A 21,325-nucleotide genomic window follows, 5' to 3' on the forward strand; every position below is an offset into this window, starting at 1 on the left:
TTCTTCGAATTCCTCACACAAGCGGCGTGCTTGCTCATGCGAGGTGAAACTGCATAACATGGGGCGAACGGAATCGCCTCCGGCCCTTCTAATCCACGACCACCTCGTTGGCGGACCCCAGCATACAGCCGGATACGGCAGCTTGCAGCGTCCGCGGCTTCACGGAATCCCCCTCGGGCATCAACCATGAATCGCACACTCTCCCTGCTCACTGCCGGCCTCGGGCTGGCGATCGCATTTGCGTTCCCGGCATTCGCCCAGACGGTCAACACCGCGGCCAACGCCCCCTCGACGGCGGCGGCCGACGTTCCCGGGCAGACACTGACCGCGCAGATGCTGTACACATTCCTGCTGGCCGAAATTGCCGGGGCCCGCGGCGAAATCGGCGTCTCGGTGCAAGCCTACCTCGATCTGGCGCAACGTACGCGCGACCCGCGCATCGCGCGGCGCGCAGTCGAAATCGCGCTGTTCGCGCGCGACCTGTCCGCCGCCACCGAAGCTGCCAGGATCTGGATCGACGCCGAGCCCGAGTCTGCCGAAGCCCGGCGCGTGATGGCCGGGATTCTCGCCGGCGGCAGCGGGCAGCTCGAGCAGGTGCAAATCCAGCTTGCGCGCCTGCTGGCAGAGTCGCCGGACCAGATCGAAAACCACCTGATGGGGCTCAACCGCGCGTTCGCGCGCATCGGCGACAAGCAGGCGGTCAAAGGCATCGTCGACCGCCTGACCGAACCGTACCTCGACCTCCCCGAGGCGCAGTTCGCCCGCGCGCAGGCCGCGATTGCGGCCGACGACGCGATCGCATCGTTGGCCGCAATCGACCTCGCGCTCGGGCTTCGCCCGGACTGGGAGCTTGCGATCCTGTTCAAGGCGCAGCTGCTGGCGCAATCCGACTCGCCCGACGCGGCGCTGCAGCTCATCAAGGAGCACATCGACCGCCACCCCGAGAGCCAGAACGCGCGCGTCGCCTACGCGCGGGGCCTCGTTTCGGCGCGCCGCTTCGAGGCGGCACGCGACGAGTTCCGCAAGCTCCTCGACAACGCGCCGAACGATCGCGACCTGATGTACGCGACTGGCCTGCTGTCGGCCCAGCTCGACGATTTCGACGCCGCGGCGCCGCTGCTCGAGCAGGCGCTGAACGCCGGCCATCCGGAGGCGGACGGAATCCGCCTCAATCTCGGCCAGATCGCCGAACGCCGCGAGGACAGCGAGGGCGCAATGCGCTGGTACCGCGCCGTCGAACCCGGGCGCCACCACGCCGATGCCCAGATCCGCATCGCGGCGCTGCTCGCGCAACAGGGGAAACTGCAGCAGGCACGCGAACACCTGCAGTCGGTGCAGGGCGGACACGACACGATCAAGCGGCTGCGGCTCGCCGAGGCGCAACTGCTGCGGGCCGAAGGGCGCGAAGCCGAAGCGCTCGAACTCATCGACGGCGAACTGCGCAAAGCCCCCGAAGACCCGGACCTGCTCTACGAGTCGTCGATGCTCGCCGAACAGCTCGGCCAACTCGACGTCATGGAAGGGCGCCTGCGCAAGCTCATCGCACTGCAGCCCGACCACGCCCACGCCTACAACGCACTCGGGTATTCGCTGGCCGACCGCGGACTGCGCCTCGACGAAGCCGAAGCGCTGATTGCCCGCGCGCTGGAACTAACGCCCGGCGATCCCTTCATCCTCGACAGCATGGGCTGGGTCAACTTCCGGCAGGGCGACGCGGCCACGGCGCTCGCACATCTCGAAAAAGCCTACAGCCTGCGTCCCGACCCCGAAATCGCCGCCCACTTGGGCGAGGTATTGTGGAGCCTGAACCGCCAGGCCGACGCCACGCGGATCTGGAACGAAGCCTTGCAGGCTCACCCCGACAGCACGGTATTGAAGAACATCATGCAGCGTTTCGGCCAGCGATGAACCGGCCTCTTGCAGGGTTTGTGGCGATCGCGGCGCTCACGACCGTCGCGCTGACCGGCTGCGCGATCCAGCCCGCCCCGCCGGCGGCGACAGTCGCGCCGCGGCCGATCGCCTCCGCGTTCGAACTCGAAGGCCGCATTTCGGCGACCGACGGCGAGCGCGCCGCGAACGGCGGGTTGCAGTGGTTTCATTCGCCGGCCGTGGATGAATGGACCGTCCTGAGCCCGCTCGGCCAGATCGTCGGCCAACTCGTCACTACCGCCAAAGGCGCCCGGCTGCGCACCTCGGACGGTCGCGTCGAGCACAGCGACGACGCCGCCGCAATGCTGCACCGATTGCTCGGCGTCGCCGCACCGCTCGACGGGCTCGCCTACTGGGTGCAGGCGACGGCACGCCGCGGCGCCCGGGTGCTCGACATCGACGAGCGCGGCCGGCCGGCCCGCATCACCGACGCCGGCTGGACAATCGACTACGTCGAATATGCCGGCGCTGCGGTCGACGCGTTGCCGCGCCGGATCGATGCCCACTGGGGCGACGCCCGTATCCGGCTTATCATCGACCAATGGACACCGCTGAATTGACCCGGCTCGCCGATTGCCCGGCGCCGGCGAAGCTGAACCTCTTCCTGCATGTCATCGGGCGCCGTCCGGATGGCTACCACCTGCTGCAAACGGCGTTCCGCCTGCTCGACTGGGGCGATGCGCTGTCGTTCGACCTGCGGCACGACGGCGTCGTCGCGCGCGTCACCGACCTTCCCGGCGTTCCCGCCGAGCATGACCTCGTCGTCCGCGCCGCGCGGCTGCTGCAGTCGTACACCGGCTGCCGGCTCGGCGCCGACATCCGCGTCGACAAGCGGCTGCCGATGGGCGGCGGCCTCGGCGGTGGCAGCTCGGACGCCGCGACGACGCTGATCGCGCTGAACCGTCTGTGGCGCACCGGCGTCCGCCGTGAAGAGCTCGCCGCGCTCGGGCTGCGGCTCGGCGCCGACGTCCCGTTTTTCATCTTCGGCCGCGACGCGTTCGCCGAAGGCGTCGGCGACGAACTGCAGCCGCTCGACCTCCCGCCCGCCTGGTACGTCATCGTCGCGCCGCCGGTCACGGTACCCACCGTGGAAATTTTTGCAGCAGGGGAGTTGACGCGGGATACCGAACCCATCAAAATTACGGACTTCGCAGCGAGCACCACTCGTAACGATCTGCAAGCAGTGGCCTGCAGCCGTTACCCCGAGATCGGTGCAGCAATCGACTGGCTGGCGCAGTTTGCGCCGGCGCGAATGACCGGTTCGGGCGCCTGCATATTTGCACAGGCGGCAAGCGAAGACGATGCCCAACGCATCGTCGCAAGCTGTCCCCGACCCTTTCGGGCATGGAAGGCGCGCAGCGTGATGCAGCATCCGCTTCGTGACTGGGTCGATTGAGCGGGCGAAAAGGTTTTACTGGGGAGTCGCCAAGTTGGTCAAGGCACCGGATTTTGATTCCGGCATTCGAAGGTTCGAATCCTTCTTCCCCAGCCAGTAAATTACGGGCAGGCCGCGCGCCTGCCCGTATCGTTTTTATCGTCGCCATTCTATCGGCATCGGAGTTTCGGACATGGCCTACGGCAGCCTGATGGTCTTCACCGGCAACGCCAACCCCAAGCTTGCCGCGGACGTCGTGCGCAGACTGGGCATTTCGATCGGGGCGGCCACGGTGGGCCGGTTCTCCGACGGTGAAGTCAATATCGAACTGCTCGAGAATGTCCGCGGCAAGGACATCTTCGTCCTGCAACCGACCTGTTCGCCGACGAACGAGAACCTGATGGAACTGCTGGTCCTCGTCGATGCGCTCAAACGCGCGTCCGCAGGCCGCATCACCGCCGCGATCCCCTACTTCGGCTACGCCCGCCAGGATCGCCGCCCGCGTTCGGCGCGCGTGCCGATCACCGCCAAGGTCGTCGCCAACATGCTGCAGGCCGTCGGTGTGCAGCGCCTCTTGACGATGGACCTGCACGCCGACCAGATCCAGGGCTTCTTCGACATCGCGGTCGACAACGTCTATGCCGCGCCGGTGTTGCTCGCCGACCTCGACAAGCAGAAATACGACGACCTGCTGGTCGTGTCGCCGGACGTCGGCGGCGTCGTGCGTGCCCGCGCATTCGCGAAGCGCATGGAATGCGATCTGGCGATCATCGACAAGCGTCGCCCGAAGGCGAACGTGTCCGAAGTCATGAACATCATCGGCGAGGTCAAGGACCGCACCTGCGTAATCATGGATGACATCGTCGACACCGCCGGCACGCTGTGCAAGGCCGCGACCGCGCTGAAGGAAAATGGCGCCCGCCGCGTCCTGTCGTACTGCACCCACGCGGTGCTGTCCGGTTCAGCGGCGGCGCGCATCGCCGATTCCGACCTCGACGAGCTGGTCGTCACCGACACCATCCCGCTGCGCGACGACGCCAAAGCCTGTCCGCGCATCCGCCAGATCTCGGTCGCCTCGCTGCTCGCCGACACCGTGCTGCGGATCAGCAACGAGGAATCGGTCAGCTCGCTGTTCATGGAATGAATTTTCGCCGCCGGCACGAGCCGGAGGCCCAACCCATCCGTCTGGTCGCGGGCGGATCGTTTCAACCAGGAGTCACACAATGCAAATCGTATTCAAGGCCACCCAGCGCGTGGAACAGGGCACGGGTGCGAGCCGCCGCCTGCGTCGCGCCGGCCAGATCCCCGGCATCATCTACGGTGCCGACGCCGATGCGCAAGCGATCACGGTCGACCACAACGAGCTCTACCACCTGCTGAAGAAGGAAGCCTTCCACGCTTCGGTGCTGGCGATCGACGTCGAAGGTGCAAAGCAGACCGTCGTGCTGCGCGACGTCCAGTGGCATCCGTACAAGCAGCAAGTGCTGCACCTCGACTTCCAGCGCGTCGATGCGAGTCACAAGCTCCACCTGAAAGTGCCGCTGCACTTCATCAACAACGATACCAACCCGGCGGTCAAGCTCGGCGGCTGCATGATCTCGCACACGATCACCGAACTCGACGTCGCGTGCCTGCCGGCGAACCTGCCTGAATTCATCGAAGTCGACCTGCAGACGCTCGAAGCCGGCCAGTCGATCCACGTCTCGCAGCTCAAGCTGCCCGAAGGCGTCGAGGTCGTCCACCATGGCGAAGGCGACCCGGTCGTCGCGACCGCGCTGACCGTCAAGGGCGGCGCGGCCGAGGCCGCCGAAGGCGAAGCCGCGGCCTGAGGCTGCGACTTCTCGTTCGCAGCCCGCCGGGATCATGGGGACACCGATCCGATGAGCGCCGCAGCCCCGCGCCTCGTCGTCGGCCTCGGCAATCCCGGCGCCGAATACACCGAAACCCGGCACAACGCCGGGTTTTGGTTTTGTGAGCGGCTCGCCGACAAGCTCGGCGTACGCTTCAACCACGAGTCGCGTTTTCATGGCTTCGTCGCCAATGCACGCGACGCCGGCGTGTGGCTGCTGATGCCGCAAACCTATATGAACCGCTCGGGCCAGGCCGTCGGGGCGCTCGCGCGCTTCTACCGCATCGCACCGGCCGAGATCCTCGTCGTGCATGACGAGCTCGACGTCCCTCCGGGCCAGTTGCGCCTGAAATTCGGCGGCGGACTCGGCGGCCACAACGGCCTCAAGGACACGTCGGCCCACCTGAACACCAACGATTACTGGCGGCTGCGCATCGGTATCGGCCATCCCGGCGACCGCAACGAAGTCGTGAATTACGTGCTGAAATCCGCGCGTCGCGAAGAACAGGCGCAGATCGACGAAGCGCTCGACCGCGCGCTGGCCGCGTGGCCGATGATCGCACGCGGCGAATGGAACGCCGCCACCACCCGACTCAACGCCCGCCCGGCCGCGCCGAAGCCGGCGAAACCCAAGGACGAATCGCGCCCATGAGCCTCAAATGCGGAATCGTCGGCCTGCCGAATGTCGGCAAGTCGACCCTCTTCAATGCCCTGACGAAGTCCGGCATCGCCGCCGAAAATTATCCGTTCTGCACGATCGAGCCGAACGTCGGCATCGTCGAAGTGCCCGACGCGCGGCTCGACGCGCTGTCCGAAATCGTCAAACCGCAGAAGGTGCAGCCCGCAATCGTCGAGTTCGTCGATATCGCGGGCCTCGTCGCTGGGGCGTCGAAAGGCGAAGGCCTCGGCAACCAGTTCCTCGCTAACATCCGCGAGACCGACGCGATCGTGCATGTCGTGCGCTGCTTCGCCGACGAGAACGTCGTGCATGTATCGGGCAGCGTCGATCCGATCCGCGACATCGAAGTCATCGACACAGAACTCGCGCTCGCCGACCTGGCGACCGTCGACAAGGCGCTCGCCCGCTACAAGCGTCCCGCCGCCGCCGGCGACAAGGACGCGAAGGTCCTCGTCGCGGTGCTCGAGAAATGCATCGCACAACTCGACCAGGCGAAGCCGGTGCGCGCGCTCGACCTCGCGAAGGACGAATGGGCGAGCCTGAAGCCGTTCTGCCTGATCACCGCGAAGCCGGTGCTGTATGTTGCGAACGTCAAGGAAGGCGGCTTCGAGAACAACCCGCACCTGGACGCCGTCGTCGCGCACGCCGCCGCCGAGAAAGCTGAGGTCGTCGCGATCTGCGCCGCGATCGAAGCCGAGATCGCCGAACTCGACGACGCCGACAAAGCGGAATTCCTCGCCGACCTCGGCCTCGCGGAGCCGGGCCTGAACCGGCTGATCCGCGCCGGCTACAAGCTCCTCGGCCTGCAGACCTACTTCACCGCCGGCGTCAAGGAAGTGCGCGCATGGACGATCCACGTCGGCGACACCGCGCCGCAGGCGGCCGGCGTGATCCACACTGATTTCGAACGCGGCTTCATCCGCGCCCAGACGATCGCGTTCGACGACTTCATCGCGTACAAGGGCGAACAGGGCGCGAAGGAAGCCGGCAAGATGCGCGCCGAAGGCAAGGACTACGTTGTCAAGGACGGCGATGTGCTGAATTTCCTGTTTAACGTCTGAATCTGGGCTGCAGGATCAGGGCATCCCGCAGCACCCCGATAAACCCCGTGAGTTTGTGTGATTACGGGGTTTTCTCGCATGACATCCCACGACATCAAGCCGACGATCCTGCAGGCCACCGGCAGCTTGCATCCCGGCTCGTGTCACTCGACGGGAAGGCCGGGGCCGGCGGGCCTGGGTCCCTGGTCGCCCAGATCGATGCCGACGATTTGTGCCTGACCGATCAACTGCGCGACATACTGCTGATACGTCAATTGTTCCAGACGACCGGTCAGGTAATCGCGAATCCTGGTCTGTACCGCTTCGAAGGGCAGCGCTTCGCCGAGCGCGAGGCGGTCGATCATGACGATGTGGTGACCGAAGCGGGTCTCGACCAGCTGGGGCAATAGCCCGGTCTTGCCGAAACTGACGAGGGCCACCCAGAATTCCGGGACCACCGCACCCTCCGAGATCTGGCCCAGCGCTCCGCCGATCCTGGCACTCGTGCAGCACGATTCCTCCCCGGCAACCCGTTCGAACGCTTCCGGATTGTTCTTGAGGTGGAACAGCGCGCGCTCTGCCTTCTGTGCGGTTGCCCTGTCGTCCCCGTCGGGTGTGGTGTCGAAAAGGATGTGGCGGACTTCGAAAAGATCGCCGCTGCGGAATCTTTGCCGGTTGGCGTCGAAATAGCGGCGGATTTCCTCGTGGGCGACCGGCTCCAGGATGACCTCGCGTTCCAGCAGTTTTTCGACTGCTGCCTCCTCGTTGTCGGCCTCGATCCCGACGGTCGCGGCGCGCTGGCGCAGCAGCGTGCGCACTACCAGCGAGCGGGCGGCCGCCTGCCGGGGATTGGGCGCGTCCGGGAACTGGGCCATGACTGCGGTGATCGTCTCTTCGCTGATACGTTCGCCATTGACGGCGATCGCCTCGGGGCCATTTCTGTAAAAGGTGACAATGTTGTCCATGGTGTTTGCGGCCAAGGGGGGTTGAAGGATGTCGCGGCGCCGGAGGGCACGGGCAGGAGAGGGGTTGAAGCGTTGAAAATCAGCGTTGAAATCCTGGGCAAGCTGCCGGAGTCGTGTTCAGCGCTGCGACGAGTGTGCGCCAAACGTCCATAGCGCGTTGCCGACATAATGCCAGCCGAGCAGCAGACCGGTCGTCACGACTTGCGCGAGCAGGTAATGCATCGCGAGGAGATCGGTTAGAGCGTACATCAGCAGCGCGTTCCAGAGCAGCCCGATGCCGGCGACGGCGAAAAAACGCGGCAGCGCCTCGACGTGCGCGCGCTCGGAGCGGAACACGAGCCTGCGGTTCATCGCGTAATTGACCAGCGCGCCGAGCACGAAACCGGCCACCGAACCCACGACCGGCTCCGCGCCCGCGACTTCGACGAGCGCCAGCAGCAACGAGTAATGCGCCAGCGTACCGAGCGCGCCGACCATTGCGAAGCGCAGGAAGCGGCCGAACCGGAAGGTGGCGCTCACTGCGGCTCCCGGTCGGCTCCGGCCAGCAGGCGCCGGTCGCGCACGACCGCGAGGGTCACGCCGTCGCGCACGACTTCGGCGACGACCCTGCCCTTGACCGCCGTATCGCAGTTCATGTGCGTCGCCGCGAGGAAGAAGTCCGCAACGCGCCAGTCGCGCGTCACGTCCAGCCCCGGCGCGAGCCATTCCGCCCCTTGCAGCGATTCGGCACACACCGCGACGCTGTAGCGCCGCCCAGCCGTGCCTTCGCGTGCGACATAGGCATTGAGCAGGCCGGCCGCTTCGCGCAGGCTGCTCGCCCAGTAGTCCTGTTCCCAGCGCCCGGCGCCGCCGCCCGGACCTCCGGCGAAACCGTTGTAGAACACGTATTCATACGGGTGCAGGCGCGCCAGCGTCACGACATGGGCGAGCGCCAGCAGCACGCAGCCGGCCGCGGCAAGCCTTCGCGCGCGAGGCAAACGGGCTGCACGCCGCCATGCATGCTGCAGGCCGACAGCACCGAGCACCGCGAGCGGCGGCAGGACGAACGTGAAGTGGCGGATGCCGTTGTAGAGCGGCGGCGCGGCAAGCAGCGTGTACGCGAGCGGGAATCCCGCGGCGAGCGCGACCGGCAGCCAGCGCAGCGCCGCGCGGCAGCCTTCCGCGGAGCGCAGCGACGGCAGCGCGCGCAGCGCGCCGAGCAGCGCGAACGCGACGCCGAGGAGGAACAGCTCGGGCAGGCGCACGAGCAGATAGCTCAGCAGGTAATGGCCCGGCACTTCGCCGTTCTTCATCACGACGCCGGCGAGGATCGTGTCGAGCTGGAAGGCGAAATGCGAGAACGTCGTCATCGCGCGAAACAGGTTGCCCGGCGACATCACCGCCCACGGCCAGAAGATGCCCATCAGCACGAACGCGACGAGCCCGGCGGGCAGCAGCGCGATGACGGCCCGGCCGAGAATCGCAGCCCGTTCCGTTCGGTCCGTGCCGCCGGTCCACGCCGCGCCCAACACCGCGACGCCGAGGTAGAACACTGCGAACACCGCGCCGACACGCAGCCCGAAGGCGCAGCCGATCGCGACGCCGAGGCCGAGCACGTCCGCGCGGCGGATCGCCGGCAGGCCGATCGTGAAGCGGGTCGTGAAATACAGCGCCCACACCATTGCGGCAGCGAACGGCACGTCCTTCGTGTGCGTGAACATCGCCCCGGACCACGCGCCGGTCAGCAGCAGCAGCCCGAGCGCCGCGAGCGCCGCGCGTTCGCCGGCCAGCAGGCGCGCCAGCAGCCAGGTGCCCACCAGGCCGGCGAAACCGAACACGGCCGACAACAGGTGGCGCAGATCCCACACACCGATCGGCACGACGCGCTCGAGCGTGGCTGCGATCAGGTCGAACAGGCCGCCGTAGAGGTACAGGTTCTTGTAGGCGAATGCGCCGCGATCGGCGAAGCCCGAAGCGTAGAAATCGACGAGCAGGCGGCCGTAGATATGCTGCACCTCTTCGTCGTTGCTGATGCCGTGCCGGTCGAAGGTGAGCACGATGAACAGGGCGGTCGCCGCGAGCAGCAGCAGCGCAAGGCGCCGCGCCGACGCCGGCGAGAGCGCCACGGCAGCGGCACTCGTTCGCAAACCGGCATCGAACGCGACTTCACCCGGGCGAGTCACCGTTCGTCCTCGTCGAAACCCAGCTTCTCGGCCACGAGGTACAGCGGCCGCGCCTTGACCTCGGTAAAAATACGGCCGACGTATTCGCCGAGCACGCCGAGGCTGATCAGCTGGATGCCGGACAGGAACAGCACCGCCACCATCATTGACGCATAACCCGGCACATCGATGCCCCAGATCATCGTCCGCACGACAAGCCAGCCGCCGTAGAGCCCCGACATCGCCGCCATCACCAGCCCGACCAGCGACCACACGCGCAGCGGCAGCGTGCTGAACGCCGACAGGCCGTCCGCCGCGTAGCTCAGCAGCCGCAGCAGCGACCACGCCGAGGCCCCGGCGGCGCGTTCGGCCGGATCGAACGGGATTTCTTCTTGGTGGAACCCGACCCAGCTGGTGATCCCTTTCATGAACCGCGTACGCTCGGGCATGCTGTTGATCGCGCGCACAACCGCGTGGTCGAACAGCCGGAAGTCCCCGCCCCCCTCAGCGAGCGCGACTTCGGACACGCGCTTGAACAGGCCGTAGAAGCCGCGCGAGAGCTGTCGCCGCAGCCAGGGGTCGGTGTCGCGCGAGCGGCGCACTGCAGTGACCATCTTCGCGCCGGCCCGCCACCGCGCGAACATCTCCGGAATCAGCTCCGGCGGATGCTGCAGGTCGCCATCCATCAGCACCACGACGTCGCCCGTCGCCGCGCGCAGACCCGCCGCCATCGCCGCCTCCTTGCCGAAGTTGCGCGCGAAGCGGATCGCGCGCAACGCGGGATCCGCTTCGCACAGGGCGGCGACCTCGGCAAAAGTCGTGTCCCGGCTGCCGTCGTCGATGAAGACGATCTCGTGGCCGGCGAGGGGCAGGGTCTCGAGGACCGTCGCCAACCGCGCGTGCAGTTCGCCGAGCGAGCCGCTCTCGTTATACAGCGGGATCACCACCGACAGCCTCGGCAGCGTCGGCGAAAGGCGTGGGGGCAGCGGCGTGGACGCCGGAACGGCGGGGGCATCGGGACGCGGATCGCGCAGATCGGGGCGGGGCACGGCTTCACATTCGAAAAAATCTCCGGACGCGGAGATAACCGAGAGTAAACGTCGCCGGCCCTTCGCGCGTTGACGGCCCGTCCGCGATAAAGTCCCGCCATGCCACACCTTCCCGAAACCCGCCCGATCATCGTCTGCGCCGACGACTTCGGCATCGCGCCGGGGGTCAGCGACGCGATCGTCGAGCTGATCGCCGCGGGCCGCTTGACGGCGACGAGCTGCATGACCGGCCTGCCCGACTGGCGACGGCGCGCACCGACGCTGCAGCGGGTCGTTCTCCGCAACCCTGCCGACGTCGGTCTGCACCTGACGCTGACCGACCACGCCCCCGTCAGCCGCGCAAGCGGACTCGCGCGGCAAGAAGGCCGTCTGCCGACACTCAGCTACCTGCTGCCGCGGACGCTCGCCGGCGTCGTGCGTCGCGACGCGATCGCCGACGAATTGCGCGCGCAGCTCGACGCGTTCGAGGATATCTGGGGCGGCCCGCCCGCTTACGTCGATGGTCACCAGCACGTGCATGTGCTGCCGGTGGTGCGCGAAGTGCTCGTCGAGGAACTGTGCCGGCGCTATGCGCCGAATACCGTGTGGGTGCGCGACTGCGTCGAGCCCTCGGCACGATGCCTGCGCCGGCGCGTCGCGCTGCCCAAAGCGCTGTTCATCAGCCGCCTCGCGCTCGGCCTGCGCCGCCTGCTGCGTGACTATGCCGTGCCGGCGAACGACGGCTTTGCCGGCCTGCACGATTTTTCCGGACGCCGTCCGTTCGGCGCGCTGATGCAGCGTTTTCTCGACACGTCCGGACCCCGTCCGCTGCTCCACGTCCATCCCGGCCGTGTCGATGCGACGCTGCGGGCCTGCGACAGCCTGACGGCGCCGCGGGAGGTCGAACTCGCCTATCTCGCGTCCGCGCAATTCCCGCACGATCTCGCCGCGGCCGGCCTTCACGCGGGGCGCTTTGCGGACTTCGCTGCATCTCCCGCCACAAGGATGGCGCTGCCGGCCGGCACATGATCGACGCCTCACCTCCGTATGTCGGCCGCTTCGCACCATCCCCGAGCGGGCCGTTGCATTTCGGCTCGCTGGTCGCGGCCGTCGGCAGTTTTCTCGACGCCCGCGCGCGCCGCGGGCAGTGGCTGCTCCGCATCGAGGACGTCGATACGCCGCGTACCGTGCCCGGCGCCGCGCAGGACATCATCGCGACGCTCGAGCGTTTCGGCTTCGAATGGGACTTCGAACCGGTGTGGCAGAGCGCGCGGCTCGACGCCTACCGCGACGCCTTCGAGCGCCTGAAAGCCGCGGGACACGTCTTCCCGTGCGCCTGCACGCGGCGCGAGATGGCCGATTCCGCGCTCGCGCGCGACGGCTCGCGCCTCTACCCGGGCACCTGCCGCAACGGCCTGCCGCCTGGGCGCAGCGCCCATGCGTGGCGCGTGCGGGCACAGGGAAGGATCGTGTTCGCGGACCGCATCCAGGGACGGCAGGAGGAGGATCTCGCGACCGAGGTCGGCGATTACGTGGTGCTGCGCGGCGATGGCCAGTTCGCGTACCAGCTCGCGGTGGTGGTCGACGATGCGGCGGCGGGCGTGACCGACATCGTGCGCGGCGCCGACCTCCTCGGCTCGACCGGGCGCCAGATCCATCTGCAGCATCTGCTCGGCTACCCGACGCCGGCCTATGCGCATCTGCCGGTCGTCGTCAATGCGGCGGGCGAGAAGCTGTCGAAGCAGACGCTGGCCGCACCGGTGGCGGCGCTGTCGCCGGCCCGCGCGCTGCTCGCCGCGCTCGCCTTTCTCGGCCAGAATCCGCCACCCGCGCTCGGCCATGCCTCGTTGCGCGAGATATGGAAATGGGCCGCGGCGCACTGGTCGCTTGCCGACGTACCGCGGCGGCTGCAGGCGGAAGCGCCCGACACCTTTTCCGGCCTGGCACGCCAAAACCCGAACCCCACGCATTGAAAATCACAGCGACCCGGACATGACCGGCGACCTCGCGCCCGCGCGAAGCCTCACCACGGAATCGGCTGCCGGTCGCGGAAGAAACCGCCGGTAGGCCCGTCGTCGGGCAGAGTCGCCAGCCACACGACGCTGTCGATGCCCTCTTCCGGCGAGCGCGGCGCTTCGGCACCGCCGAGGTCAGTGCGGCACCAGCCTGGACAGACAGAATTCACCTTGATCCCGTACTCGGCCATTTCCGTTGCGAGGATGCGCGTCAGTGCGTTCAGGGCCGTTTTCGAGATGCGGTACGCAGGCGCGCCCGCCTCCATTTCAGCGAGTTGCCCCATCCCCGACGCGAGATTGACGACCCGCCCCGCGCGACTCGCGCGCATCAGCGGCAGCAGCGCCTGGGAGACGCGCAACGCGCCGAACAGGTTGGTCTCGAGTGTCGCGCGAAGCGTATCGATGGGCAGCTCGAGAATGCTCGTCGAATAACGGTCGAGGAGCACACCGGCGTTGTTGATCAGCACATCGACGCGGCCGAAGCGTTCCGCGATCCAGTCGCGCAGCGCGCCCACGGACGCATCCTCGGTCACGTCTAGGCGACAGGTTTCCAGCGAATGGCCGCTCAGCTCCAGCTTCGAGCACAACGGCGCAAGATCGGCCGGATTGCGCGCCGTGGCAATCACCAGGTGGTCCGGCATCGTTGCCAAACGGTAGGCGGCAGCGCGGCCGAGCCCGCGGCTCGCGCCGCTGATGACCGAGATAGTGCGGCTTTCCATGATCCAGCTCCTGCTCGCCGACGTCGATCGTCATTCGCTCTCGGCCGGGGCTCCGGCACGGGGCGCGCGCACGGCCAGGCGTGAGGTCATCGCTCAGGATCGCAGGCTCAGATTGAGCTGATCGACGACCTCGGCCCAGTCCGCGTCGTCACCGATCTCCTCGCGCAGGAAGGCTGCCTGGGCAGGCGTCCAGAATGGCGCATCGGCGAGCGCGACGTTTTCGGGGAGCGGTGAATGGCTTGCGATGAATCGTTCGATCGACGCCTCGTCGGCGGGCAAGCCGAGCTGGGCGAACAGGTTGCTCAGCGAGTGGGTCGGGAGTTCCATCGCAAACCTCCTTGTTGTCGGAGAAATCACTTCGCGCGGCGATCGCGCCAAAGGCGCTTCTCAGCCTTTTATAGAGTGTCTGCTCCCGCACGAGTTCATGCCGGGCGGCGGCCGGATCTCAATGTTTGCCGCCGTAGCCGGCCACCCCGATTGCCAGGCGCACCAGCTGGTACGAAATCCAGCTGGTCACGCGGCGCAGCATCGGCAGCCGGCGCCAATCCTCGCGGCGCAGTTCCCGCGCACCGCTGGCAATCGCCCGCTGGAGGCTCGCATCGAGCTCGGTCGCGAAAAGGACGTCATCGATGACGACGTTGGCTTCGCGCGCGAGCAGCAGGCTGAACGGGTCGATGTTGCTCGAACCGACCGTTGCCCAGCGCCGATCGACGACCGCGACTTTCGCGTGGAGATGGCTGTGGTGATATTCGAACAGGCGGATGCCGCGCCCAAGAAAGAACGGATACAGCGCACGCGTCGCATGACACAGCATCGGGTGGTCGGACACGCCCTGCAGCAGCAGCGACACGCGCACTCCGCGCTCGGCGGCATCGACCAGCGCCTGGCGGAAACGCCGGCCGGGGAAAAAATACGCGCAGGCGATCAGCACCTCGGTGCGTGCGCTGTCGATCGCCTCGAGATAGGCATCCTCGATGTCGCGCCGGCGCCGCAGATTGTCGCGCGTGACGAACGCGGCGCGCACCGTTCCGGCAGGCTCGGTCTTCGCCGGGACGAGCAGCGGGTCGTGCAGCCGGCGACCGAGCCTCGCCCACGACACGAGCCGCCACAGGCGGTGCATCGACTCGAGTATCGGTCCGAGCAGCGGCCCTTCGACGCGCACTGCATAGTCGAAGCGCGGGCGTTCGAGCAGGCCGCCCTGCAGGTCGTCGATGATGTTTATGCCGCCGACGAAGGCGACCGCCCCGTCGATGACGGCCAGCTTGCGATGCATGCGGCGCAGCCGGTGTCGGCGCAACGCCAGCGTGCGCAGCTCGCGGCGGTAGATCATCACCCCGACGCCGTCCGGAATCAGTTCGGACATCAGGGTCCGGACGAATTCGCGCCCGCCGAACCCGTCGACCAGCAGGCGTACCGCGACGCCGCGCACCGCGGCACGCCGAAGCGCGGCGGCGATCAGGCTGCCGGTCGCGTCGTTCTCGAAGATGTAGGTTTCGAGAAAAATTTCCTTCTGTGCGCCGTCGATCGCCTCTTGCAGTGCGGGGAAGAAGTCTCCGCCATTCGCCAGCAGCGTGATCGCGTTGCCGGGGAGAAACTCCGTCACCCGCCGAACTCCAGGTCTGCAGTGAGCGCGGCATGATCGGAAATTCGCGACCACGGCAGGCCGCAATGGACCTGCGCCTGGCGGACGCGGAAACCGCGCACATAGATCCGGTCGAGGCACAGCACCGGCACGGTGCTCGGGAAACTGCGCGCCGGTTCTCCGCGGCCGCGGTCGAACGCTTCGCGCAGGCCCAGCCTGCGGGCGAGCAACTGGTCGGCGCGGTTGCGCCAGTCATTGAAATCGCCGGCGATGATCAGCGGCGCACCGTCGGGAGCGACTTGTTCCATCCGCTCGGCAAGCGCCCCCATCTGGCGGCGCCGGCTGCCGGCCATCAGGCCCAGATGCGCGCACACGCAATGCACCGGCTCGCCGATGCCCGGCACCTGCACTTCGCAGTGAAGCAGCCCGCGCCGCTCGAAGCGGTGGTCGGACACATCCTGGTTCGTCGAGGAGACGATCGGATAGCGGCTCAGGACCGCGTTGCCGTGATGCCCGTGGTCATAGACCGCATTGCCGCCGTAGGCGAACTGGCTCCACACGTCCTCGGCCAGGAATTCGTGCTGCGGCGAGCCCGGCCAGTTCGGATGGAGGTTCGCGTGCCCCAGGTGCAGGCCCTGCACTTCCTGCAGGAACACCACATCCACGTCGAGGCTGCGCAGGCGTTCGCGCAGTTCATGCACCACCATGCGGCGATTGAACTGCGAGAATCCCTTGTGGATATTGTAGGTGCAGACGCGCAGGGCCGGCACCGTGTCCATCACGACACCGACAGCATCCGGTCCAGCGCGACCTTCGCGAGCTGCGCTTCGTGCGCCGGCACCCGGATGTGGTTGACGACGTTGCCGTCGGCGAGGTTTTCGAGCGTCCAGGCAAGATGCTGCGGGTCGATGCGCTGCATCGTCGAGCACATGCACACCGTGGGCGCCATGAACTGGACGATCTTGCCTTCGGATTTGACTTCCCCGGCAAGACGGTCGACCAGGTTCAGCTCGGTGCCGACGAGCCAGTGCGTGTTCGGCGCGCCGGCCTTGATCGTGTTGATGATGTATTCGGTCGAACCGACGTAATCGGAGTTGATGCACACTTCGAGGCTGCTCTCCGGATGCGAGATCACCAGGCCTTCCGGATGCTGCATGCGCCAGCGCCGGATATGGCTTTCCTGGAACATCTGGTGCACCGAGCAGTGCCCTTTCCACAGCAGGATCTTCGCGTTGCGGATCTGCTCCGGCGTCAGCCCGCCGTATTCGAGGTCCGGATCCCAGACCACCATCTCGTCGAGCGCAATGCCTTTCTTGTAGCCGGTCCAGCGCCCCAGGTGCTGATCGGGGAAGAACAGCACTTTCGGCCGCTGCGCGAACGCCCAGTCGAGGATCGTCGGCGCGTTCGTCGACGTGCACACGATGCCGCCGTGCTCGCCGCAGAAGGCCTTCAGGTCGGCCGCCGAATTGATGTAGGTGACCGGCGTGATCAGTTCGTCAGGCGCACCACCCAGCACTTCCGCGAGTTCGCGCCAGCAGCGCGTGACCTTCGCCAGGCTCGCCATGTCGGCCATCGAGCAGCCGGCGGCCAGGTCGGGCAGGATCGCCTTCTGGTGCGGCTGCGACATGATGTCGGCCACTTCAGCCATGAAATGCACGCCGCAGAACACGATGAACTCGGCGTCGGTCTGCGACGCGAGACGCGACAGCTTCAGCGAGTCGCCGGTCAGGTCCGCATGCTGGTAGACGTCGGCGCGCTGGTAATGATGGCACAACAGCACTGCGCGGTCGCCCAGCCGCGCACGGGCGGCGCGGATGCGGGCCTGCGCCTCGTCGTCCTGGAGTGTGTTGAAACGATCGAAACTGATGGGGGCAACTTGCATCATTCGGTATCTCTTTCGTATCTCAATCGGTAGCAATGTCGTTCAGACCACGGCAGCCCGCACGGGTTGCCGGGCGCGGCGCCGTCAGGCCGCGGACCAGATCAGCTCTGCCGCCACGGCAGGCCGGCATGGCGCCAGCCGCCGATGCGGTTGCGCCGGCCGTTCGCGTCGAGGTCACCCTCGAAACCTTCCAGGACGTTGTAGCACTCCGGATAACCCGCCTCGGTCGCTGCGCGCGCCGCCTTGTCGGAGCGGCCGCCGGAGCGGCACATGAACATCACCAGCGCCTCGGGATCGACTTCACGTTTCAGCTGCGCAAGGAAGTGCGGATTCACCTGGTTCCCCGGATAGCTCAACCACTCGATCTCCACCGCACTGGGCACGCGGCCGACCCAGTCCCACTCGGCACGCGTACGGACATCGACGAGCCGCGCCCCCGGCGCCAGTTGCCAGACTTCGTATGCCTCGGCCGGCGTCAGCGCGCCCGCGTACGGCAAATTCAGCTCCTGCGCGCGGCGCTGCGCGAGCCCGAGCAGATCAGTCAATTTCCCCATTGCCGTCATCCGGATAGATAAGTCGGAGAAGTATATCGCTCCGCTCGCGGCCCGCCCAACAGCACGCGCTTTCCCGCTCCCCCTTCCCGCGCGGGAACCGGGAATGTGCAGGCACTGGCCATTTTGCCGACGCAGCACCATGATGGTGCACATGCCTCGCACAACACCCCGATATGGTGCATCCAGCCGGCAAATTTCCTCGCTCCCCGCGATCGCACATGAGGCATTCCGATTCGTACGGTAATGAGGGTAACGCTCCAGCGCCGCCCTCTTGCCTTGTGGCACAATGCCGGACACGCCAAAACAGCATGGCACGGATGCTGCTTATTGCCGCGCAACGGAAGTTTCACCGTTAATCGCTATCGCCCGATCTGACCAGGAGTGAATATGAACGCCCAAGAAGTCATGAAGATGATCCAGGAGAACGAAGTTCGCTTCGTCGACCTGCGCTTTACCGATACCCGCGGCAAGGAGCACCACGTCGGCCTGCCCGTTTCGGCGTTCGAGGAAGACCATTTCGAGCACGGCCACCCGTTCGACGGCTCGTCGCTCGCGGGCTGGAAAGGCATCCAGGCTTCCGACATGATCCTGCTGCCGGAAGCAGGATCCGCGTACATCGACCCGTTCTTCGACGAAACCACCGTCGTGCTGACCTGCGACGTCATCGAACCGTCCGACGGCAAGGGCTACGATCGCGACCCGCGCTCGATCGCAAAGCGCGCCGAGGCCTACCTGAAGAGCACCGGCATCGGCGACACCGCGTTCTTCGGCCCCGAACCCGAGTTCTTCATCTTCGACTCGGTCGAATGGTCGGTCGACATGTCGGGGGTCTACAGTAAGATCATCTCCGAAGAGGCCGCATGGTCGACGGCCGACAAGTTCGAAGGCGGCAACACCGGTCACCGCCCGCGCGTCAAGGGTGGCTACTTCCCGGTCCCGCCGGTCGACAGCCTCAACGACATCCGCGCCGCGATGGTGATTGCGCTCGAAGCGTGCGGCGTGCCGGTCGAAGTGCATCACCACGAAGTCGCGAACGCGGGCCAGTGCGAGATCGGCACCAAGTTCAGCACGCTGACCAAGCGCGCCGACTGGACCCAGGTCCTGAAGTACATCGTGCATAACGTCGCGCACCAATATGGCAAGACCGCCACCTTCATGCCGAAGCCGATCGTCGGCGACAACGGCTCGGGCATGCACGTGCACCAGTCGATCTGGAAGGACGGCCAGAACCTGTTCGCCGGCAATGGCTACGCCGGCCTGTCGGAGATTGCGCTGTACTACATCGGCGGCATCATCAAGCACGCCCGCGCCCTGAACGCGATCACCAACCCGGGCACCAACTCGTACAAGCGCCTGGTGCCGCACTACGAAGCGCCGACCAAGCTCGCCTACTCGGCGCGCAACCGCTCGGCCTCGATCCGCATCCCGTATGTCGCCAACCCGAAGGGCCGCCGCATCGAGGCGCGCTTCCCGGATCCGCTGGCGAACCCGTACCTGTGTTTCTCGGCGCTGATGATGGCCGGTCTCGACGGCATCCAGAACAAGATCCACCCGGGCGATCCGGCCGACAAGAACCTGTACGATCTGCCGCCGGAAGAAGATGCGAAGATCCCGACCGTCTGCACCAGCCTCGACCAAGCGCTCGAGTACCTCGACAAGGACCGCGAGTTCCTGACGCGCGGCGGCGTGTTCTCGAACGACTTCCTCGACGCGTACATCGCGCTCAAGGGCGAAGAAGTCGATCGCATGCGCATCACCACCCACCCGGTCGAGTTCGACATGTACTACAGCCTCTGATCTGCGCATTACCGGGTTCACGGGAGGGACGGGCATTGCCCGTCCCTTTTTTATGGGGTCTAATCGCCGCCATCCGCCGGTGATCTTCCCGCCCGGCCCATGCCTCTCCCAAGGGATCTCGTGCCAGCCCTCATGCTTGACATCCGCATTTTCCCCACCGTCCTGATCCTGATCGTCGCCGCGCCCGCGCAAGCGAGCGTCTATAAATGCGTCGACAGCAGCGGCAGCGTCACCTACACCAATGACAGCACCTTCGCCCGCGGCTGCAAGGAACTGAGCGAAGACCAGCCCGTCTCGTCGATCCCCGCACCGCCCCGCGCCCCCGCCTCTCAGCCGCGCACGACGCCGAACGATTTCCCGCGCGTCGCCCCCGAAGCGCAGCGCGCCCGCGACGACACCCGGCGGCAGGTGCTGGAGAAGGAGCTCCTCGCCGAGGAAACGGCGCTCGCCGAAGCCAGGAAAGCGCTCGCCGAGCAGGAGGCGATCCGACTCGGGAATGAGCGCAACTACCAGAAGGTGCTCGACCGGCTGCAGCCCTACAAGGACAAGGTCGAACTCCATCAGCGCAACGTCGATGCACTGAAAAAGGAAATCGGCAGCCTCAAATAGCGAAAGGTCTGGCGCGTTTTTTGCGAGACATCATCGGACTCCCCAGGACGCTTATGCCCGACCTACATCGCCCCTCGAACATCGGCCCGTTCGCCGGCCTGGATCTGCTGTCTTCGGCGATCGTCCTCGTCGACGCCGATCTTGTCATCCGCTACCTCAACCCGGGCGCCGAGAACCTCTTCGAGGTCAGCCAGCGCCGTCTGCTCGGACAGCCGTTATCGACGCTGCTCGGCGAACCGCCCGGCCTGACTGCGGCGCTGCAGAATGCGCTGCACAAGAACTGGAGCTACACGGGCCAGAACCTGAAGATCGCACGCTCCGACGCAGAGCCGCTCCACCTCGATTGCACTGTCAGCCCGGCCGAAGCCGTGGGCGTTCGCCTGCTGCTTGAGTTCCGCCCGATCGACGCCCAGCTGCGCGTCGCACGCGAAGAGCAGCTCCTGCAACAGCAACAGGCGAGCCGCGAACTGATCCGCAACCTCGCGCACGAGATCAAGAACCCGCTCGGCGGCATCCGCGGCTCGGCGCAGCTGCTCGAACGCGAACTGGCTGACCCGCAGCTGCGCGAATACACCGAAGTCATCATCGCCGAGGCCGACCGGCTGCAGGACCTGATGAGCCGCCTGCTGACCTCACACTGCATGATGCGCCCCGGGCAGCTCAACATCCACGACGTGCTCGAACGCGTACGGCGCCTGATTCTCGCCGAGTTTCCCGAACTCGCGGTGCGGCGCGACTACGATACCAGCCTGCCGGAATTCACCGCCGACCGCGAACAGCTGATCCAGGCAATCCTCAACATCGTTCGCAACGCCGCCCAGGCGATGGAAGGCCGCGGCGAAATCCGGCTGCGTACCCGCATCGCCCGGCAGGTCACCCTCGCGAAGCGACGTTTCAAACTGGCACTGGAATTGCAAGTGATCGACAACGGCCCCGGCATTCCGGAGGAGATCCGCGACAAGATCTTCTATCCACTGGTCTCGGGGCGGGAAGGCGGGAGCGGACTGGGCCTGTCGCTAGCCCAGAGCTTCATTGAGCAGCATCAGGGGATGATCGAGGTCGACAGCCGTCCCGGGCGGACCTGCTTCACCATCCTGCTGCCGATTACCGACCGTGCGTGAAGATTACGATCAGGCGCGGTCGCACCAAAAAAGTGCATAA

22 protein-coding genes and 1 tRNA gene are annotated in these 21,325 nt (G+C 66.6%); 13 read left to right on the forward strand and 10 right to left on the reverse strand.

The features are described from left to right. The first annotated feature begins 186 nt into the window (after positions 1-186). From pbN1_RS05750 to ychF, 8 genes are all read left to right on the forward strand, one after another. Positions 187-1,908: a tetratricopeptide repeat protein gene (locus tag pbN1_RS05750; protein WP_169203134.1), complete on the forward strand. Its 1,722-nt coding sequence runs from the start codon at positions 187-189 to the stop codon at positions 1,906-1,908. Beyond that, a complete protein-coding gene (locus tag pbN1_RS05755) occupies positions 1,905-2,489 on the forward strand; it encodes an outer membrane lipoprotein LolB (RefSeq protein WP_211161487.1) in 585 nt (194 codons plus the stop codon). The genes pbN1_RS05750 and pbN1_RS05755 overlap by 4 nt, the downstream gene beginning before the upstream one ends. Then, complete coding sequence (gene ispE / locus pbN1_RS05760) at positions 2,471-3,325, forward strand: 4-(cytidine 5'-diphospho)-2-C-methyl-D-erythritol kinase (RefSeq protein ID WP_169203135.1); 855 nt, start codon at positions 2,471-2,473, stop codon at positions 3,323-3,325. The genes pbN1_RS05755 and ispE overlap by 19 nt, the downstream gene beginning before the upstream one ends. Before the next feature lie 19 nt (positions 3,326-3,344). Continuing rightward, positions 3,345-3,421, forward strand: a tRNA-Gln gene (locus pbN1_RS05765). A gap of 76 nt (positions 3,422-3,497) precedes the next feature. Beyond that, complete coding sequence (locus pbN1_RS05770; protein ID WP_169203136.1) at positions 3,498-4,448, forward strand: ribose-phosphate pyrophosphokinase; 951 nt, start codon at positions 3,498-3,500, stop codon at positions 4,446-4,448. A gap of 79 nt (positions 4,449-4,527) precedes the next feature. Continuing rightward, positions 4,528-5,133: a 50S ribosomal protein L25/general stress protein Ctc gene (locus pbN1_RS05775; protein WP_169203137.1), complete on the forward strand. Its 606-nt coding sequence runs from the start codon at positions 4,528-4,530 to the stop codon at positions 5,131-5,133. A 51-nt stretch (positions 5,134-5,184) separates the two neighbouring features. After that, a complete protein-coding gene (gene pth, locus pbN1_RS05780) occupies positions 5,185-5,805 on the forward strand; it encodes an aminoacyl-tRNA hydrolase (RefSeq protein ID WP_169203138.1) in 621 nt (206 codons plus the stop codon). Then, complete coding sequence (gene ychF, locus pbN1_RS05785) at positions 5,802-6,893, forward strand: redox-regulated ATPase YchF (RefSeq protein WP_169203139.1); 1,092 nt, start codon at positions 5,802-5,804, stop codon at positions 6,891-6,893. The genes pth and ychF overlap by 4 nt, the downstream gene beginning before the upstream one ends. Before the next feature lie 143 nt (positions 6,894-7,036). Here ychF and pbN1_RS05790 read toward each other — a convergent pair whose 3' ends face one another. From pbN1_RS05790 to pbN1_RS05805, 4 genes are all read right to left on the reverse strand, one after another. After that, complete coding sequence (locus tag pbN1_RS05790; protein ID WP_169203140.1) at positions 7,037-7,837, reverse strand: peptidylprolyl isomerase; 801 nt, start codon at positions 7,835-7,837, stop codon at positions 7,037-7,039. A 117-nt stretch (positions 7,838-7,954) separates the two neighbouring features. Further along, a complete protein-coding gene (locus pbN1_RS05795) occupies positions 7,955-8,356 on the reverse strand; it encodes a GtrA family protein (protein WP_244857174.1) in 402 nt (133 codons plus the stop codon). After that, positions 8,353-9,999: a glycosyltransferase family 39 protein gene (locus pbN1_RS05800; RefSeq protein WP_169203141.1), complete on the reverse strand. Its 1,647-nt coding sequence runs from the start codon at positions 9,997-9,999 to the stop codon at positions 8,353-8,355. Before pbN1_RS05800 ends, pbN1_RS05795 begins: the two co-directional genes overlap by 4 nt. Further along, positions 9,996-11,027 (reverse strand): glycosyltransferase family 2 protein, encoded by a 1,032-nt coding sequence (locus tag pbN1_RS05805; RefSeq protein WP_244857175.1) that lies wholly within the window; start codon positions 11,025-11,027, stop codon positions 9,996-9,998. Before pbN1_RS05805 ends, pbN1_RS05800 begins: the two co-directional genes overlap by 4 nt. Positions 11,028-11,126: 99 nt before the next feature. Here pbN1_RS05805 and pbN1_RS05810 point away from each other — a divergent pair, with 99 nt between their 5' ends. Together pbN1_RS05810 and gluQRS are read left to right on the forward strand one after the other, a co-directional pair. Beyond that, positions 11,127-12,035, forward strand: coding sequence for a ChbG/HpnK family deacetylase (locus tag pbN1_RS05810; RefSeq protein ID WP_169203142.1), 909 nt, complete (start codon positions 11,127-11,129; stop codon positions 12,033-12,035). After that, entirely contained in the window at positions 12,032-12,979 is a 948-nt protein-coding gene (gluQRS, locus tag pbN1_RS05815) for a tRNA glutamyl-Q(34) synthetase GluQRS (protein ID WP_169203143.1), read from the forward strand. The genes pbN1_RS05810 and gluQRS overlap by 4 nt, the downstream gene beginning before the upstream one ends. Positions 12,980-13,029: 50 nt before the next feature. Here gluQRS and pbN1_RS05820 read toward each other — a convergent pair whose 3' ends face one another. The 6 genes from pbN1_RS05820 to pbN1_RS05845 all read right to left on the reverse strand — a co-directional run bounded on the left by pbN1_RS05820 (position 13,030) and on the right by pbN1_RS05845 (position 17,758). Next, complete coding sequence (locus pbN1_RS05820) at positions 13,030-13,740, reverse strand: SDR family oxidoreductase (protein WP_169203144.1); 711 nt, start codon at positions 13,738-13,740, stop codon at positions 13,030-13,032. A 93-nt stretch (positions 13,741-13,833) separates the two neighbouring features. After that, complete coding sequence (locus pbN1_RS05825; RefSeq protein ID WP_169203145.1) at positions 13,834-14,067, reverse strand: DUF2789 domain-containing protein; 234 nt, start codon at positions 14,065-14,067, stop codon at positions 13,834-13,836. 118 nt (positions 14,068-14,185) lie between these two features. Next, positions 14,186-15,343, reverse strand: a complete 1,158-nt coding sequence (clsB, locus tag pbN1_RS05830; protein ID WP_169203146.1) for a cardiolipin synthase ClsB — start codon at positions 15,341-15,343, stop codon at positions 14,186-14,188. Further along, a complete protein-coding gene (locus pbN1_RS05835) occupies positions 15,340-16,101 on the reverse strand; it encodes an endonuclease/exonuclease/phosphatase family protein (protein ID WP_169203147.1) in 762 nt (253 codons plus the stop codon). The genes clsB and pbN1_RS05835 overlap by 4 nt, the downstream gene beginning before the upstream one ends. After that, entirely contained in the window at positions 16,101-17,204 is a 1,104-nt protein-coding gene (gene nadA / locus pbN1_RS05840) for a quinolinate synthase NadA (protein WP_169203167.1), read from the reverse strand. Before nadA ends, pbN1_RS05835 begins: the two co-directional genes overlap by 1 nt. 101 nt (positions 17,205-17,305) lie before the next feature. Beyond that, positions 17,306-17,758 (reverse strand): rhodanese-like domain-containing protein, encoded by a 453-nt coding sequence (locus tag pbN1_RS05845; protein ID WP_169203148.1) that lies wholly within the window; start codon positions 17,756-17,758, stop codon positions 17,306-17,308. Positions 17,759-18,145: 387 nt separating this feature from the next. Here pbN1_RS05845 and glnA point away from each other — a divergent pair, with 387 nt between their 5' ends. The 3 genes from glnA to glnL all read left to right on the forward strand — a co-directional run bounded on the left by glnA (position 18,146) and on the right by glnL (position 21,285). Then, complete coding sequence (glnA, locus tag pbN1_RS05850) at positions 18,146-19,555, forward strand: type I glutamate--ammonia ligase (RefSeq protein ID WP_169203149.1); 1,410 nt, start codon at positions 18,146-18,148, stop codon at positions 19,553-19,555. A gap of 132 nt (positions 19,556-19,687) precedes the next feature. Continuing rightward, positions 19,688-20,164 carry a DUF4124 domain-containing protein gene (locus pbN1_RS05855; protein WP_169203150.1) on the forward strand — a complete coding sequence of 159 codons (477 nt, stop codon included), beginning with the start codon at positions 19,688-19,690 and terminating at the stop codon, positions 20,162-20,164. 53 nt (positions 20,165-20,217) lie between these two features. Next, complete coding sequence (gene glnL, locus pbN1_RS05860) at positions 20,218-21,285, forward strand: nitrogen regulation protein NR(II) (RefSeq protein WP_169203151.1); 1,068 nt, start codon at positions 20,218-20,220, stop codon at positions 21,283-21,285. Positions 21,286-21,325 lie beyond the last annotated feature (40 nt).

The organism is Aromatoleum bremense (genome assembly GCF_017894365.1).
GTDB lineage: Bacteria > Pseudomonadota > Gammaproteobacteria > Burkholderiales > Rhodocyclaceae > Aromatoleum > Aromatoleum bremense.

Coding starts and splice junctions, on each gene's coding strand:
- pbN1_RS05750 (WP_169203134.1), top strand. CDS start 187: ATGAATCGCACACTCTCCCTGCTCACTGCCGGCCTCGGGCTGGCGATC.
- pbN1_RS05755 (WP_211161487.1), top strand. CDS start 1,905: ATGAACCGGCCTCTTGCAGGGTTTGTGGCGATCGCGGCGCTCACGACC.
- ispE (WP_169203135.1), top strand. CDS start 2,471: ATGGACACCGCTGAATTGACCCGGCTCGCCGATTGCCCGGCGCCGGCG.
- pbN1_RS05770 (WP_169203136.1), top strand. CDS start 3,498: ATGGCCTACGGCAGCCTGATGGTCTTCACCGGCAACGCCAACCCCAAG.
- pbN1_RS05775 (WP_169203137.1), top strand. CDS start 4,528: ATGCAAATCGTATTCAAGGCCACCCAGCGCGTGGAACAGGGCACGGGT.
- pth (WP_169203138.1), top strand. CDS start 5,185: ATGAGCGCCGCAGCCCCGCGCCTCGTCGTCGGCCTCGGCAATCCCGGC.
- ychF (WP_169203139.1), top strand. CDS start 5,802: ATGAGCCTCAAATGCGGAATCGTCGGCCTGCCGAATGTCGGCAAGTCG.
- pbN1_RS05790 (WP_169203140.1), bottom strand. CDS start 7,837: ATGGACAACATTGTCACCTTTTACAGAAATGGCCCCGAGGCGATCGCC.
- pbN1_RS05810 (WP_169203142.1), top strand. CDS start 11,127: ATGCCACACCTTCCCGAAACCCGCCCGATCATCGTCTGCGCCGACGAC.
- gluQRS (WP_169203143.1), top strand. CDS start 12,032: ATGATCGACGCCTCACCTCCGTATGTCGGCCGCTTCGCACCATCCCCG.
- pbN1_RS05820 (WP_169203144.1), bottom strand. CDS start 13,740: ATGGAAAGCCGCACTATCTCGGTCATCAGCGGCGCGAGCCGCGGGCTC.
- pbN1_RS05825 (WP_169203145.1), bottom strand. CDS start 14,067: ATGGAACTCCCGACCCACTCGCTGAGCAACCTGTTCGCCCAGCTCGGC.
- pbN1_RS05835 (WP_169203147.1), bottom strand. CDS start 16,101: ATGGACACGGTGCCGGCCCTGCGCGTCTGCACCTACAATATCCACAAG.
- nadA (WP_169203167.1), bottom strand. CDS start 17,204: ATGCAAGTTGCCCCCATCAGTTTCGATCGTTTCAACACACTCCAGGAC.
- pbN1_RS05845 (WP_169203148.1), bottom strand. CDS start 17,758: ATGGGGAAATTGACTGATCTGCTCGGGCTCGCGCAGCGCCGCGCGCAG.
- glnA (WP_169203149.1), top strand. CDS start 18,146: ATGAACGCCCAAGAAGTCATGAAGATGATCCAGGAGAACGAAGTTCGC.
- pbN1_RS05855 (WP_169203150.1), top strand. CDS start 19,688: ATGCTTGACATCCGCATTTTCCCCACCGTCCTGATCCTGATCGTCGCC.
- glnL (WP_169203151.1), top strand. CDS start 20,218: ATGCCCGACCTACATCGCCCCTCGAACATCGGCCCGTTCGCCGGCCTG.